The 15,059-nt window shown below is 39.6% G+C and carries 16 protein-coding genes; 10 read left to right on the top strand and 6 right to left on the bottom strand.

Features of this window, described 5'->3' with window-relative positions:
• Position 1 precedes the first annotated feature (1 nt).
• Positions 2 to 616: a YesL family protein gene (locus BK583_RS16660; RefSeq protein WP_038485249.1), complete on the top strand. Its 615-nt coding sequence runs from the start codon at positions 2 to 4 to the stop codon at positions 614 to 616.
• Between the two features lie 21 nt (positions 617 to 637).
• Complete coding sequence (locus tag BK583_RS16655; protein WP_038477332.1) at positions 638 to 1,645, top strand: LacI family DNA-binding transcriptional regulator; 1,008 nt, start codon at positions 638 to 640, stop codon at positions 1,643 to 1,645.
• Positions 1,646 to 1,710: 65 nt separating this feature from the next.
• Here the strand turns inward: BK583_RS16655 and bglS are convergent, their stop codons facing one another.
• The 6 genes from bglS to BK583_RS16625 all read right to left on the bottom strand — a co-directional run bounded on the left by bglS (position 1,711) and on the right by BK583_RS16625 (position 7,937).
• Complete coding sequence (gene bglS, locus BK583_RS16650; RefSeq protein ID WP_078440230.1) at positions 1,711 to 2,469, bottom strand: beta-glucanase; 759 nt, start codon at positions 2,467 to 2,469, stop codon at positions 1,711 to 1,713.
• A gap of 108 nt (positions 2,470 to 2,577) precedes the next feature.
• Positions 2,578 to 3,093 carry a type 1 glutamine amidotransferase domain-containing protein gene (locus BK583_RS16645; protein WP_176463710.1) on the bottom strand — a complete coding sequence of 172 codons (516 nt, stop codon included), beginning with the start codon at positions 3,091 to 3,093 and terminating at the stop codon, positions 2,578 to 2,580.
• A 77-nt stretch (positions 3,094 to 3,170) separates the two neighbouring features.
• Positions 3,171 to 4,589 (bottom strand): sodium/glutamate symporter, encoded by a 1,419-nt coding sequence (locus BK583_RS16640; RefSeq protein WP_055735594.1) that lies wholly within the window; start codon positions 4,587 to 4,589, stop codon positions 3,171 to 3,173.
• A gap of 223 nt (positions 4,590 to 4,812) precedes the next feature.
• Positions 4,813 to 5,778 (bottom strand): N-acetylglucosamine kinase, encoded by a 966-nt coding sequence (locus BK583_RS16635; protein ID WP_038477341.1) that lies wholly within the window; start codon positions 5,776 to 5,778, stop codon positions 4,813 to 4,815.
• A 77-nt stretch (positions 5,779 to 5,855) separates the two neighbouring features.
• Positions 5,856 to 6,707: a MurR/RpiR family transcriptional regulator gene (locus tag BK583_RS16630; protein WP_038477344.1), complete on the bottom strand. Its 852-nt coding sequence runs from the start codon at positions 6,705 to 6,707 to the stop codon at positions 5,856 to 5,858.
• An 81-nt stretch (positions 6,708 to 6,788) separates the two neighbouring features.
• Positions 6,789 to 7,937, bottom strand: coding sequence for an exo-beta-N-acetylmuramidase NamZ family protein (locus tag BK583_RS16625; protein WP_055735595.1), 1,149 nt, complete (start codon positions 7,935 to 7,937; stop codon positions 6,789 to 6,791).
• 188 nt (positions 7,938 to 8,125) lie between these two features.
• Between BK583_RS16625 and BK583_RS16620 the strand changes: the two genes are divergently transcribed.
• The 8 genes from BK583_RS16620 to BK583_RS16585 all read left to right on the top strand — a co-directional run bounded on the left by BK583_RS16620 (position 8,126) and on the right by BK583_RS16585 (position 15,054).
• Positions 8,126 to 9,388, top strand: a complete 1,263-nt coding sequence (locus BK583_RS16620) for an AAA family ATPase (RefSeq protein WP_055735596.1) — start codon at positions 8,126 to 8,128, stop codon at positions 9,386 to 9,388.
• 118 nt (positions 9,389 to 9,506) lie between these two features.
• Complete coding sequence (locus tag BK583_RS16615) at positions 9,507 to 9,881, top strand: GntR family transcriptional regulator (protein WP_038477350.1); 375 nt, start codon at positions 9,507 to 9,509, stop codon at positions 9,879 to 9,881.
• 5 nt (positions 9,882 to 9,886) lie between these two features.
• Positions 9,887 to 10,759, top strand: coding sequence for an ATP-binding cassette domain-containing protein (locus BK583_RS16610; RefSeq protein ID WP_055735597.1), 873 nt, complete (start codon positions 9,887 to 9,889; stop codon positions 10,757 to 10,759).
• Between the two features lie 5 nt (positions 10,760 to 10,764).
• The gene (locus BK583_RS16605; RefSeq protein ID WP_055735598.1) at positions 10,765 to 11,490 is read left to right on the top strand and encodes a hypothetical protein; all 726 of its coding nucleotides are present in this window, start codon (positions 10,765 to 10,767) and stop codon (positions 11,488 to 11,490) included.
• A gap of 183 nt (positions 11,491 to 11,673) precedes the next feature.
• Entirely contained in the window at positions 11,674 to 12,375 is a 702-nt protein-coding gene (locus tag BK583_RS16600) for a GntR family transcriptional regulator (protein WP_236702359.1), read from the top strand.
• A 57-nt stretch (positions 12,376 to 12,432) separates the two neighbouring features.
• A complete protein-coding gene (locus BK583_RS16595) occupies positions 12,433 to 13,482 on the top strand; it encodes a Gfo/Idh/MocA family protein (RefSeq protein ID WP_055735600.1) in 1,050 nt (349 codons plus the stop codon).
• A gap of 22 nt (positions 13,483 to 13,504) precedes the next feature.
• On the top strand, positions 13,505 to 14,512 hold the full coding sequence (locus BK583_RS16590; RefSeq protein ID WP_139366201.1) for a TRAP transporter substrate-binding protein: 1,008 nt from the start codon (positions 13,505 to 13,507) through the stop codon (positions 14,510 to 14,512).
• Between the two features lie 8 nt (positions 14,513 to 14,520).
• Positions 14,521 to 15,054: a TRAP transporter small permease gene (locus BK583_RS16585; RefSeq protein WP_038477364.1), complete on the top strand. Its 534-nt coding sequence runs from the start codon at positions 14,521 to 14,523 to the stop codon at positions 15,052 to 15,054.
• Positions 15,055 to 15,059 lie beyond the last annotated feature (5 nt).

Raw genomic sequence — 15,059 nt, 5'->3', positions numbered from 1 at the left:
GTTGACAAGTATCGTAATAAAAGTGGCAGAACGGATTTATGCATTCGTCGCGTTAAATGTTTTATGGTGCTTTTTTGTTTTGCTCGGACTCGGTGTTTTTGGTTTTATGCCGGCTACTGTTGCGCTTTTCCGAATGATGAGAGAGTGGAATAGCGGGAAGAAAGACCTGCCTCTTATGAAAAGTTTTTTAACATTTTATAAAGAAGCGTTTATACGAGCAAATCTATATGGTGCTATGTTTTTCAGCGTGTTCTATATTATCTATGTCAACTATCAGTTCGTTTCATACTTTTATGAAGCGTCCATTCATTTCTTTTTATATGTAGTCATTTTTAGTATCACTGCAGTAGCGATCATGACATTTGTCAATTTATTTTCCGTTATGGCTCACTTTGATCATCGTCTCTTTCACTATTTGAAGCTTGCTTTTGGGATGGTTTTTGCTCATCCATTTAAATCGTTCTTGCAGTTGTTTTGGCTCATTGCTTATGCGCTAGTTGCGATGTTCTATCCAAAAGCATTTTTACTTATTGGCGTAAGCGTCTTTGCTTATGTGATCATGAGCATTAATTTTACTACTTTTAATCAATACAAAAAAAATACCCCTGTCCCGTAAAAAAGGTAGGAAGGAGAAGCAATGATAACGATATACGACATCGCAAAGAAAACGGGATTTTCTATTAGTACCGTTTCTAAAGTGTTAAATAAACGAAATGACGTAAGCGAAAAAACAAAAAAAATTATTAATGAGGCTGTAACGGAACTAGGTTATTTGCCGAGTTCAAATGCTCGCTCTCTTTCAACCAAAAAATCATGGACGATTGGGGTTGTGTTTGTCGAAGATGCTGGAAATGGTCTTGAGCATCCTTTTTTTAATGCGGTTATTGAAAATTTCAAGAAAACGGTTGAAATTGAAGGATATGATTTATTATTCGCTTCAAGAAAAATTGGTAAAGAGAAGCGATCGTATTTAGATCACTTTATGTATCGTGGTGTTGATGGCGTTGTTGTTGTCTGTTCTAGTCATACGCCAGAACTTCAAAGATTAATCAATTCCGATATACCCTCTGTTGTGATCGACTTGGATACACGCGGAGTCAGCGTTGTTTATAGCGACAACTTCTATGGTGCTGAATTGGCTGTGAATCATCTCATTACTCTAGGGCACAAAAAAATTGCCCATATTTCTGGACATAAAAAGCTCTATGTTGGAGAGGAACGGCTTCAAGGCTATAAGCAAACGATGGAAAAACACCAGTTGCTCATTCCAAAAGACTATATTGTTGATGGCGGTTATTTTACATACGAGGGGGGAAAAGCAGCGATGGAAACCTTGCTAGCTGCAAAAGACACTCCAACGGCCGTTTTTGTAGCAGGTGATTTAATGGCAATTGGAGCGATGGCAGCAATATACGAAGCAGGTTTAACCATTCCTAATGATATCTCCATTGTGGGATTCGACGATATCCAAATCGCAGAATACGTACATCCACCCTTGACAACGATACGGCAAGATACGAAATTGATTGGGAAAACAGCCGCTACATTAATAATGGACCAAATGGCAAATAAAAAGAAAGCGCATATGTCGGTCAAGATTCCTGTATCCCTTGTTACGAGAAACTCTTGTAGGGAGCGCAAATAGTTCATTCTTTGGCTGGCAGTTTCATCTATGAGAAGAATGTGCGTGCTTCAGCAACATGACAGCGGTTAGTGAACAGTTCGTGCAAACGTACTTGGCGTGTATCGAACCCACTCGTAGGTTGCTTGGGTGGCTTCACCTGTATACCGTCCTGCCCATTCGTCGATTCCATATGTGTTCCATAAATTCATCATTATTTTTCCTGGTGTTGTTGGGATGTTTTCCGTTCGAGTTGCAATTGGCACCCCATTGACATACCACGTGATGGAGTGCGGTTGCCAATCAAATGCATACGTATGAAAATCTTGGGAAGCATCAAAGCCTAAATCGTGTAAGATTTCGTTGTTCCCAACTCCGTTCGTGTAATAGTTAAATTGCACTTTTGTTGTATCTTTTCCTAAAAATTCAATGTCAATCTCATCCCACGGATCTCCATTATACGATGGACCTGTATAGGTGAAAAAAGAAGAAATCATACCCGGCACATTTGATGGCTTCATTGATACTTCATATAAACCATAGCCATAAAAGTCGTGAGTGGTGTATTCGGCACATTCATAAGAATAGGGGGCGGCCAAAGAAGGGTTACTTCGAATGGAGAGTTCTAACTGCCCGTTAGGGAAATTAACACGATCGGCCCGCCAGTGACAGCCGAAAAAGGGATCATTATTGCGCCACCCGTTTGACATTTGCCAGTGTTGTTGATCATGTTGAGTAAAAACAGTAAACAACTCTTGCTGCTGAGCAGTTGCATTTGCAGGTGGAAGAAGAAAGAAACAGAAAAAAATAAAAACGAAACTGACGAAGTAGTGCTTCATACAAATCATCCTCTCAAAAAAAATTATGACACTCAATCAGTGTACGGAGTGGTTGAACAGAATATGAATAAAAAAGCCTCCAAAACCAGAATAGGCGTTGGAGACTCATTCTTTCACTTATAATTGATCTAACAAGTTAAGAGATTCCTTATTAAATGCTGGGATATCATCAGGAACTCGACTCGTGACGAGATGACGTGAGACAACTACTTCTTTATCTACAACAGTAGCCCCAGCGTTTTCTAAATCTTTTCGAACCGAAACAAAGCTTGTCACTTCGTGGCCTTTTAATAAATCAGTGTCTACGAGAAATTGGGGTCCATGACAAATAGCAAAGACTGGCTTTTCCTCTTTCATAAAGTGTGCAGCAAATTCCGCGTTCTTAGGATCTGCTCGAAGCATGTCTGGAGAAAACCCACCTGGCACAAGTAATGCATCAAAGTCTTCTGGTTTTACATCATTTACGTTTTTATCGGCTTTAAATGTTTCACCGTTTTTTCCTGTAATCTTGCTGTCTTCATTCGAATTGACTAACGTAACTGAGTGACCAGCTTCTTCATACGCTTTAACTGGATCGGTTAATTCAACTTCTTCTACCATATCCGTAACAAGTACTGCTACTTTTGCCATAATCAATCACTCCTAAATGAATCTTGTCTATTTTATGTTTACCCGATTTGGATTGTTAAAAACATCAATTTTTGAAAAGATTAGTCAGGTTTTTTATCGGAAGGCTTCATTTTGCCTGTATGGAAGACACCTAAGCACCAAAAAGCAATCATCAAAATAAGAGCTGCAATAAGTACAGGAACAGAACCGAACTGAATAATAAATGGAATCGCTGCTGCCGTTACGAGACCGCCTCCGACCATTGGTTCAAATAGGATTTGTTTGTAGCCAAATGCATCAAGGGCAGGTGTCTTATTTTCAGGGTCAACAATCCGCATGAGCATAATACCGGTTGCGGCAACACCCATACCTTGTCCAAAGTCACCGATCCCTCGTTCAAACCAATAGGTTGGGATCATTTTCGGACCTAGCCAAAGAAAGAATACAATATTACTAATAATACCAGCTAGTGCCAATAGGATAAACGGGACGATATGATCTCCTATGACCGTTAGAGAAAGGGAAGCAATTGCACTTATAATTAAAAGGTCGAGTGCAAGCCCTTGAATGCGTGAAATGGTCTTACGGTCGACTAGTTTTCGTTTATCAAATTTGGCTAAAAATACTTGTAATAGAATACCACCAATCATGGCCATAGGAAATAAAGGGACATACTCAAATAAGTAAACGTTAAATGTTTGGCCATATGTAACCTCTTCCAACCAAACGAATGCCTCCAGAATGAGATAGCCAATAAAGATGGCAACAGCAATAAATCCAACGTGAAGTGCTAACGGTTCAATCGAAACAGGAGAGGTTGTTTGAACACCAGAAGCTTCTCGATTCTGTTCTTCAATGACACCGCTTTTTTGATCAACAGAAATATCCTTTGGATGATCGAGGGTGGTTGTTTTTCCTCTACGAGCCGCCCAATTCACTAACACCATTCCAATGATTACTCCTGAAAGCATGCCAATTGTAGCTAAACCAATAGCGAGGTCATAGCCTTCTTCAAAGCCGATGTCTTCAAAAGTTCCCGATAAGCCAGCTGCTGTTCCATGCCCCCCGACAAAACTAATTTCGATTAGGGCCCCTGCTGCTGGATTCAGTCCGAAAAGGGGCGTGAGAATTGTGATTGCGAGTAAAAGTCCAATTACATAGTGTGCCCAAGACATGGTATAACCTAGTGCGATTTGAGGTCCACCGGTTTGCCAAATTTCCTTTGGTTTCGGTAGCACGAAGCCAATAAATAATGAGGCAAAGACGACATTTATTAATAAGCCAGGAAGCTCTCCCCAAACATCAACAATAGAAGCAGTAAATAATCCACCGTCACTAAGAAAGTCGCCTCCAAATCGCCCAATGACTTCCGGTCCTATTAGAAGGGCTAAGAAACCTCCGATTAACGAACTAGGAAGAAATAAAGATTGAAACAAAGGAACTTTCAGGCGTATCCACTTTCCAATTACGAGCATGATCGCGATAATGACAATGGCCATTCCGATAACCTCAAGACTCATGTACAGATCCCCAATACTGAAAAATTAGCTCAAAAAATGCTTTTAATTCGTGAAAATAACGATACACAATTTTTAAGCCTGGTAATGACGCTTTTTACCCGTAATGGGTCGCAAGAAAACCTACACGCCGCTTTAGAGATCGGAACGTTCACGACAATGTGTTTAATTGATTTGCTCCGAAGGATGGAAGTTAATAGCAAAAATTCGGTGAAATGGGTGGTGGTTACATAGAGTCTGTATCTTGATTTAGAAGGTGTAACGCATTGGTCACGATTGCTTTAGTAACGTTTTCATAAGGCTGGATAGCAGCAATTAGGGCACCGATCACCGGTGGGACGGTAGGAGTCAGAATGGACCAGGAAGAGGCTTTTTGGGAAAGTGTATGCTTAATCATCGAGACGATTGCTGGCTGATTCATGACACCTCCTGCTAAAACGATTGTCCAATCCTCAGCGTTGTGAACTTTGCTCATAAGAGAGGCAAGTTGTACAGCAATCCCATTTGCAGTGTCCATTAGAATCTGCTTTGCCATGACATCTCCCTCTTCATAGGCTTGAAAGACGTAAGGACAAAGCTTTGCAACTGCATCGCGACCATTTTCTTGATACACTGCAGGAATAACATTCTCTATGGCATCGGTTGAAAAGTGTTGGAGGATTAGCTTTTGTAGTGGTGACTTTCTTTCATTGTGAGTCAAAGCAGCCCGAATGGCTGAACGACCAATGGCAAATCCACTACCTTCATCACCTAGCAAGTAACCCCAGCCACCTAAACGGTGCTCGTTCCCTAATGCATCCAAAGCGTATGTGACAGAACCTGTTCCTGAAATGTGAATGATTCCAGGTCGTCCAAGTGTGGCGGAATAAAGAGCAGCAATCCCATCATGATGAACAGTAATGGTACTATGTTCTGGTAAAATAGGGCGTATTGAGGCCGTAATCGCTTGTTGATAACTAGAAGAACTACCGCCTGCTATTCCGCAGTAGATTGATTGAACATGGGCATAGGCAGTGGGATGATGTTCTTTTAAATGAGTAAGCAATTCATGTAGTCTGGCTAGGCAAGTATCAAGCCCAGCTCGATTAGGATTAGTGGCACCGGTTCGTCGATACGCTAAGATGTGACCTTTTGAAGTGCCTAAAACTGCCACTGTTTTCGTTCCGCCACCATCAATTCCGATATAATACATAGCCTTCCGCCTTTCTTTACTTCAATGTGTAAAGGTTTTTGGGGAAATCGACGAAACCCGCTTGTTTGAATGAAGCCCTAACGTAAAAATTCAATCGCTGCACGGGTTTCATGTAAGTGAGTCACTGTTTCCTCATATTGATGAGAAGCGACACACATAAAGAGAATATCAATCACTTGCAGTTGCGCAATTCTTGAAGAGGTAGCGCCGCTTCGAAATGTCGGTTCCTTTGTCGCAGATGTATATAAAGGAATGTCTGCTTGCTCAGAAACAATCGATTGGCCATATTTGCATAAACTAATCGTCGTCATTCCTCTCGAATTAGCAATCTCCAAGAACTGTTTTACTTCTTTTGTTTGACCTGAAAAAGAGATTCCCACAGCGACGTCTTGCTCATCGCCTGTAGAAACAAGCGTTGCCGCCATATGAAGGTCAGAAAATGCGTATGCGGTCTTGTCAATACGGAGCAATTTTTGCATGGCATCTTGAGCAATAATGCTCGAAGCACCGATTCCAAAAAAATGAATCTTACGTGCTTTCCTTAATGCTTGAACAGCCTTTTCAAGCTGATGAGTGTCAAGAAGTTCTGCAGTTTCCTGAATCGTCTGTATGGTGTTGGTTGTCATTTTATCAATTATGGAAATGACCGATTCGTTCGGTTCAATATCACGTAAACCAGATTCCTTTGTTTTCTGAAGATCACCGGCAATTCGAAGCTTTAAATCAGGTAATCCCTTTAGCCCTAATGATTTACATAAACGGATGACGGCGGCGCCACTAGTATCGCTTCGTTTCCCAATTTCATTTGCTGTAAGTGAAATGACTTCTTTTGGATGTTGGATCATGTAATTGGCAATTTTTTTCTCGGATGGTGGAAGGGATGAACGCATTTCGGTAAGCATGACTAGACCGCCGGTCATAAAGGCCATTATAATCAACTCTTTCTATTTTTAAACTGATGCCTCTAGTATACTAAATTTTGAGTAATGAAGCATACAACCATTGAGGACTTAGGAATAGAGGAGGTAGCGACTTCGTTGTTTTAAGAATGCCTCGGATTGTTTTTTACTTGTAGTGAAAAAGGATGTCAGATCTCCGTTTCGTATGGCTCTTCGTAAGCTGTCTGTACCAGCAAGGAGATCAAACATATAATGACCACTTGTCGGCTTATTGAAGCGGAAATGCTCAGGGTAACGCTCAGCGATGAGTTGGATGATTTTAATTCCGCTTGAAAAAGGTTCATAGAGACTTGTATCGGTTAAATGAAGTTGAACCCCATGACATTGTGTACCATTATACTTTTGATAGGTTGGTACAAAGGAGGCTTGTCTGGCAATGACTCCTGGTAGATGAAGACGATTAATAGCTTGAGCAAGTTCAAATCCATTTATAAATGGCGCACCGAATTGTTCAAAAGGTTTGGCTGTGCCTCTGCCTTCTGATAGGTTGGTTCCTTCAATCAAGCAAGTTCCTGGGTAAAGGAGAGCCATGTCAAGGCTAGGTGCATTTGGTGAAGGCGGTACCCAAGCGTATCCTGTATCGTTGTGAAGCCTATCTCGTGACCAACCTTCCATTTTCACAATATGAAGGTCGCATTGGTAACCAAACTCATGCTTAAACAATAAGGCAAGTTCACCAACGGTCATGCCGTGACGATTAGGGATAGGCAAAAGACCTACAAAGGATTGAAAGCCTTCCTCAACTAAATTGCCTTCAACGTTAAGACCACCAATTGGATTTGGTCGATCAAGTACAATAAAGGTTTTATTCTGTTCCTGACAAGCTTCCATCATATAAGCCATTGAATAAATGTACGTGTAATAGCGAGAACCAATATCTTGTAAATCAAAAAGAACAACATCAATGTTTTCAAGCATTTCAGGGGTGGGTTTTCGAGTTTGACCGTAGAGGCTATAGACTGGTAAACCAGTATGAGGGTCAATGCTAAATTCAATGTGCTCGCCTTCTTTTGCATCTCCTCGAATGCCGTGTTCTGGAGCGAAAAGAGAGACCAAGTTTACTTTTGAGTGTTGATAAAGAAGGTCGATCGACGGTTGGAGCGATTGATTCACTCCTGTTAGATTGGATAGAAGACCAACCCGTTTTTTTTCAACTAATGAATAATCCCTTTCAAGAAAACAATCTAAGCCGAGTTTCATTTGTATCCCTCCATAGCGTTTTAACGTGTATTCCCTATTTAGAAACAAACAATCATCCTGGTATCTATAATCTCTCTTTCTAATTTATGCAGCTAATCGCTTCATCAATTATAAAAATAAAGTGACGCAAGCGAGTATGACAATGTATAGTAGTACTGTATTCATGCGAAATGATCGGAGAGGTTAGAATGGAATCTATTATTTCATTTAAAAATGAAAACAATCAGAGTGCATCTGGTTACCCAGCTTTATCAATGATAGTAAAAGGCATATTAGATCGATTAGAATCTACATACAATGAGACATATGAGGTATTCACAATAAATGAATATCATTTTGAATTGTGGTCTCTATTTGAAGAGGACCTCATGACGAATAACGATCAGTTGGAGCATGTAGCGATGATTGTTGAAAAAATGGAGCGTTATTCGTTTACTTATGATGCAGAAGGTGATGAACCAATTTACAAAGTGAAGCAGGCGTTAAGCAATAATGTATATGCCTATCGTGAACAAGGCATTGCTTTTGCACAAATTCCAATAATGGATGGTGCACATTTAACAAATGTGGAATGTGTTTTTGCTACAAGCTCACTCGCTATGGAACGTTTTTTAGAAACAATAAAAGGACGATTATGGCAAAAGAGTCGTAACGAGCTGCTTATTTTTACAGATGGAATGGATGGTCTTAATCATGAGCATCAACCAATCACAAAGCGGGTAAAGCGGGAAGATGTGTTATTGAAACACGAGATAAAAGAAGAAATTTATCAAATGCTCGATTGTCTCTTTGAAGAAGATCGATCCTTTTTTGAAACCTATCAGATTCCTTATAAACGCGGCATTTTACTTTACGGACCTCCAGGAAATGGAAAAACAACCTTAGCAAAGTCCATTGCTCATACGGTAGATGCCCCAGCTGCTTACTGGCAGATTACAGAGTTCACGTCTAGTGAGTCCATTGCCCAAGTATTTCAAATGGCGAATCGTTTAGCTCCTATTATATTAATTATTGAAGATATCGATTCTATGCCAGATGGAGTTCGTTCCTATTTCCTTAATACTTTAGACGGGGCTACATCGAAAGAAGGCATATTCTTAATTGGGACAACAAATTATCCCGAAGAAATTGATCCGGGATTGATGAATCGCGCTGGCCGATTTGACCGGGGATACGAATTTGCGCTACCGGATGAATCACTGAGAGAACAGTATGTTCACGAGAAGAAGTTCGACAAACTCTTGTCATCAGAGGAAATTGCTGCAGTGATCAAGCATTCTGAAGGTTTTTCTTTTGCTCAATTAAATGAGCTTTTTGTAAGTTGTGCACTAGAAAGCCATCAAAAAGGAACCGTTGATCTCTACCGTTTGATCAAGCGGATGAAAGAAGATCATAAGAAGAGTAAGACAGGTAAGTGGCAAGAGGAAGATGGTCAATTAGGTTTTTATTAAAAGATACAATGCTTTGGCATAAATGAGCCAAAGCATTTTTTTTTGTTGACATGTCACATTTATACTGATACGGTTATATACATAACTATATAACCATAAGTCGATTATGGAGGTGCGAATGAATCATCTAACGAATAGCGATAAACCCTTGTATTTGCAAATTAAAGCGTTACTAGAGGATCAAATCGTGAATGACCAACTTAAAGAAGGGATGCAAGCCCCGTCAACTAATCAACTAGTGAAATTCTATGGCTTGAATCACGTTACGGTAGCAAAAGGAGTGAACATGTTAGTCGATGAGAACATTCTTTTCAAAAAGCGAGGCATTGGTATGTTTGTTTCAGAAGGAGCCAAAGAAAAATTGCTTTATAGTCGTAAGTTAGATTTTGTGGATAAATACGTGCTGAAAATGGTCGAAGAAGCAAATCGTCTAGGCATTAGTGAACAAGAAATCATTCAATATGTAAAGGAAATTAAGAAAGGGGAGTTGTGAAAAGCATGATTACAATTAAAAACCTTTGTTTCTCATATGGAAAAACAGAGATCTTAACGAACGTTTCTAGCCAATTCGAAGAGGGCAAAATATATGGTCTATTAGGAAGGAATGGAGTAGGAAAAACAACGCTCCTTTCATTGCTAGCAGGTGCTCGAGAAGCAAAAGAAGGTATGATTTTATATAACAATAAGCCACTGTTTGAAAACCAAGACGCCATTTCAGCAATCGGATTATTCTATCAGCGAAATGATTTAGATCGTGATATGGATCATTCAAAGGTAGAAGACGTGTTTAAAAAAGCGAAGCAATTTCGTGAACACTTTGACTTGGATTATGCCTATGAGCTTGCACGAAAATTCAACTTAAAAACATCGAAACGAATGAATAAATTATCAAAAGGAAATGAAGCTGTGACCCAAGTAATTTTAGGCCTCGCCAGTCGTTTACCTGTTACGATTTTTGATGAAGTCTATCTTGGGATGGACGCACCTTCAAGAACGCTTTTTTACAGTGAACTGTTAGACGAGCAAGAACGGTTTCCGAGAGTGTTTATCGTATCGACCCATCTTGTTTTGGAAATGGAACATTTATTTGATGAAGTGAAAATTATAGAAAATGGTCAATTTACTCTCGACGAATCCTATCAAACAGCAGTAGAGAAAGGGAACACACTGACAGGAGATGCAGAAATAGTATCCAATCTCACAAAAGGATTAAAGGTTATACGGGAACAAGTACTTGGAACAACAAAAGCTGTTTCTGTCTTTGGTGAATTAGGAGAGCATGTTCGTGAACAATGCAATACACATAAGATAACGATTAGTCAAATGCCTTTACAAGATTTATTTATCGCTTTAACAGAAGAAAGAGGGTGACTAGAATGAATCAATTAACAAAAGTCCTTTATCAAGAGCAATTTAGATGGTTCTTATGGTTTCTGCTCTTTGTACTATTGTTTCAAGGCGCGTTGCTTGCTTTAGCTTTTTATTTTGAAGGAACGATTCAGCCGTTTATCCTGTTATCGTTTGGACCTTCAAGAATTTTTCTGCTTGTCCTGGGGATTATATCGGCATATGCGTTTTTAGGTTACTATTATCAGCTTGGACAAACGCGAAAAAGATACTATAAAAGTACGATTGTCTCTTCCATTTTGTTAGCCGTCACAATGGCATTTATAGTGAAATTGCTCTCTCTAATAGAGGCATTTGTAGTTGGAAATCAGTCAGTTATTTCCGATCAAACCGAAGGAACGACTATAGCAAATGACAGTCAATCCATTACGATAACCATAGATATTTTTTCAGAGGGGCTCCAATTTCTTGACTCTTCCCTTTTGTTCATGCTCTTTTTTGTCTTGCAACTCTTGTTTTATTATGCGGTAGGCTGGTTTATCAGTGTAGGCTTTTATCGGTATGGATGGGTAATTGGCTTAGTATTTATTGTGTTTGCCCTCGGCTTTTTAGGGCTGAATCAATCTATGTGGTCTAGTTCGCTCGTTGATGATTTGCCTGCTATTCTTCAATTCATTGGAACTGGTGCTTTAGTTACCATTGTGTTTTCCTTTGTCTATCTCGTTGTGAAACGAACGCCTATAAAGTTAAAATAAAAGGAAAATCCCCCTCTGTAACGTTTGGTTAAAAAGGGGGATTTTTATTGCTATTGACCATGAACTGCTGGTAGTGTAGGTATATAAAGGTAAAGCGACAAAGACATTCTAGTAGCTATTGACATGTATACTAGTACCCATATATAATTTGGAGTATTCAGGACAAATAGTGAGTTGAATCGAGTGAAAAAATTATCTGTTGAGCGAAAGACGTTAGCTAGTGAAGCTTATCATTATCTTTATAAAGACATTATTACGCTGAAATACAAGCCTGGACAAATGATTTATGAAAATGATATTGCGAAGGAATTAGGCATTAGCAGGACACCAGTAAGAGAAGCGATCCATTTGCTTGCATCTGAAGAATTTCTTGCTATCAAGCCACAGAAAGGCATACAAGTTCAATACATTTCCAAGAAAAAAGTACAGGAATCTTATCGGGTAAGGGAAAGCTTAGAAGTGACAGCTTTTAAAGAAGTAGCGAACCTCTGGGATAGTAGCAATCGCATCTATAAAGCTGCAAAAAAAGATTTGCTTGCTATAATAGCTGAACAACGCTATGCCGCTGAAAACGATCAAGTAGATGATTTCTACCAGTACGACGAAGTGTTTCACGACAAAGTGTTAGACATATGTGGAAATCAAACGTTAACAAGTATTGTCCGTCAAGTGCGTGGACATGTGAATCGGATGCGTTATCTTGAATTTTTTGAAACGCGAGAAATGGACCGAATTATTGAGGATCATGACCAACTGGTCACACTAATTGAGCAAAACAACGTTTTAGAAGTTGAAAAGCTTTTAGTAAGCCACTTGCGCAATGTATCCAATTATTATGATGACATTATGAGGAAATATCCTGACTATTTTAACGCCCAATCGTAATTGGGTTTCCTTTTTAAGTATACTTGTATACTAGTATTGAATGGTGGTGAGGGAAAATTGAAATTGGCTGTACTCGGCTTAAATCATGGTTTTCAATTTGCTGAAGCAATTGTAAAGATGAAAGGGGTTTCACTAGTTGCTGTAGCTGGTATTAACGATTTAGCGAAACAACGTGCGAATTGTTTAGATGTTCCGTTATATGAGAATTATAAACAATTAATTCAAGAACAGTCGTTAGACGGAGTAATTATTACATTACCAAATCAACTACATCATGAAGCTGTAACGTATTGTGCTGATGCAGGCGTGCATTGTCTAGTGGAAAAACCAATTGCCGACACAACGGTTCAAGGTGTTGAAATGGTTCAGTATTGTAAGAAAAGGAAGGTAAACTTACTAGTAGGCCATCATCGTCGTTATTCGAGCAAGATAAATCTATTGAAGCAAACACTTGAAACAAAAAAAATTGGCGACATTATTGGTGTAAACCTCATGTGGGCATTAGCAAAAGATCGGCCATACTATGATGAGACATGGCGAATGAATGAAGGCGGCGGCCCGTTACTAATTAACGGGATACATGATATCGACAATTTACGTTATGTAACTGGCAGTGAAGTTGAAAGCGTTTACGCGACAGCTAAGAGTTTAATACGCGGCAACCGTGTAGAAGACTCGGTATCGGCTATACTGCATTTACATACAGGTGCGACTGTCAATTATTTTTTAACAGATGGTGTTCCTGCTCCTTGGTCGTATGAGTTAACCATGGGAGAAAATAGCAAATATCCATTTTATGAGGAAGATTGCTACTACTTTTTTGGAACGAAAGGAAGTATTGCTTTTCCTAGCATGCGTATGTATCGCTATGATGAGTCTGCGTATGGGTGGGAGCATGCTTTAGTTGAAGAAACATTGACAATAGACCAGTTCATTGATCCTATTGTCGAAGAGCTCAAGCACTTTATCCTTGTTATAGAAGGAATTGAACAGGCTCGGGTTCCTGGTGAAGACGGAGTAAAAACGTTGGAAGTGATTGAAGCTATGCGTCTATCCATTAAAGAAGAGAGAAAAGTGAATATCCTTGCGAATACGCTAATAAAGTAGTCTGTTAAAAGGGGGAACAGGTATGAAACGTCAATTGTTGTTAGCCAGTTGCTTCATTTCACTGGCTGCGTGTAGTGTAATTGGTCATGCTGAAGAGCCAAAGATGATGAGAATTGCCAACACAACACCTGAAGATCGTTCTTTAAGCCAAGCACTCTATCACTTTGCTGACCGCTTAGAGGAAGAAACAGACGGCTCCATTCATGTAGAGGTCTATACGAATAGCCAAATAGGTGGGGATCGAGAGTTATTTGAAGGGATGCAATTTAATACCATTCAAGCAGCAACAATGTCTACGGGCCCGATTGCACAATTTGCGCCAACGTTTAATGTGTTAGAACTACCTTTTTTGTTTGAAAACGAAAGTGAAGCGTATGAATTACTAGATGGTCCAATCGGCGAAGAGTTGTTATTTGAGTTAGAAGCGCAAAAGGTAGTTGGTATTAACTATTTTGAAAACGGATTCAGAGTATTGACAAACAATGTAAAGGAGATTAAGGAGTTAGAAGACGTAAAAGGATTAGACCTTCGTACACTTGAAAATCAGTGGCATATGCAAATTTGGAGTGAATTAGGAGCTAATCCAACACCAATGAATTATAGCGAATTGTACATTGGCCTAGAGCAAGGGACGATTGCAGGGCAGGAAAATCCAATTGGAAACGTTGTAAACAGTCATTTCTATGAGGTTCAGCAATATTTGACGATGACCAATCATATCTATAATGCTAGTCCGTTTATGGTTAGTAAAGCGTTTTGGGAAATACTTACGCCTCAAGAAAGACAAGCCATTGAAGAAGTGGCAGACGAAGTGCAAGCCTCTCAACGTTTAGCGAATCAAGAAGAGGCACGGGTCAGTCGTGCTTATCTGGAAGAGAAGGGTATTACGATCACTGAATTAACTGATAAAGAACGAGAACGTTGGATTGCAGCAAGCAACCCGGTTAGAGAACGGTTTGGAAATCAAGAAGATCATCATGGTTGGGTTCAGCGTATTGAGCAAGCATTACAAGCTGACAGCCAGGAATAGGAGGGGCTATGAAGGTCTTCCAGTTAATTGAACGTCATGTAGAAGAAGTTCTGTTAGTCGTTATTTTATCTACCATGGTGATAGCTATATTTCTCCAGATTGTTATGCGGTTCGTTTTAGGAACCTCTTTAGGGTGGTCAGAGGAATTAGCTCGCTATAGCTTTATTTACCTTGTCTTTATTGGAATCAGTTATGGTGTCAAACAAGAAAAGCATATAAAGATTGACACGATTATATCGTTTTTAACTGAAAAGAAACAAGTCATCCTACACTTGATTGTCTATGGCCTTTTTCTGTTATTCGCTGTATTTATCATCATTTATGGCGGTGCGATGAGTATGGAAATCTTTCGGCTTGGACAAGTGACCCCGGGCCTTGGAATAAAAATGGGGTATGTGTACATGGCAGCGCCTCTTGGTATGGTTTTAACAACCTTAAGGATTAGTCAAAAGATGAAGCAAGAATTTGAGCATTACTTGTATGCTAGACCATACAAACTGAATGGAGAAAAGAACGTTCAGGAGGTTCACAATGAACAATAGGGGGA

Origin of the sequence: Shouchella oshimensis, assembly GCF_002019765.1 — a bacterium.
Lineage (GTDB): Bacteria > Bacillota > Bacilli > Bacillales > Bacillaceae_D > Shouchella > Shouchella oshimensis.
This window is presented reverse-complemented; position numbering and strand designations above follow the sequence as displayed.

Coding starts and splice junctions, on each gene's coding strand:
- BK583_RS16610 (WP_055735597.1), top strand. CDS start 9,887: ATGATTACAATTAAAAACCTTTGTTTCTCATATGGAAAAACAGAGATC.
- BK583_RS16585 (WP_038477364.1), top strand. CDS start 14,521: ATGAAGGTCTTCCAGTTAATTGAACGTCATGTAGAAGAAGTTCTGTTA.
- BK583_RS16625 (WP_055735595.1), bottom strand. CDS start 7,937: ATGAAACTCGGCTTAGATTGTTTTCTTGAAAGGGATTATTCATTAGTT.
- BK583_RS16635 (WP_038477341.1), bottom strand. CDS start 5,778: ATGTATTATATCGGAATTGATGGTGGCGGAACGAAAACAGTGGCAGTT.
- BK583_RS16615 (WP_038477350.1), top strand. CDS start 9,507: ATGAATCATCTAACGAATAGCGATAAACCCTTGTATTTGCAAATTAAA.
- BK583_RS16630 (WP_038477344.1), bottom strand. CDS start 6,707: ATGGCCTTTATGACCGGCGGTCTAGTCATGCTTACCGAAATGCGTTCA.
- BK583_RS16590 (WP_139366201.1), top strand. CDS start 13,505: ATGAAACGTCAATTGTTGTTAGCCAGTTGCTTCATTTCACTGGCTGCG.
- bglS (WP_078440230.1), bottom strand. CDS start 2,469: ATGATTTGTATGAAGCACTACTTCGTCAGTTTCGTTTTTATTTTTTTC.
- BK583_RS16605 (WP_055735598.1), top strand. CDS start 10,765: ATGAATCAATTAACAAAAGTCCTTTATCAAGAGCAATTTAGATGGTTC.
- BK583_RS16620 (WP_055735596.1), top strand. CDS start 8,126: ATGGAATCTATTATTTCATTTAAAAATGAAAACAATCAGAGTGCATCT.
- BK583_RS16640 (WP_055735594.1), bottom strand. CDS start 4,589: ATGAGTCTTGAGGTTATCGGAATGGCCATTGTCATTATCGCGATCATG.
- BK583_RS16655 (WP_038477332.1), top strand. CDS start 638: ATGATAACGATATACGACATCGCAAAGAAAACGGGATTTTCTATTAGT.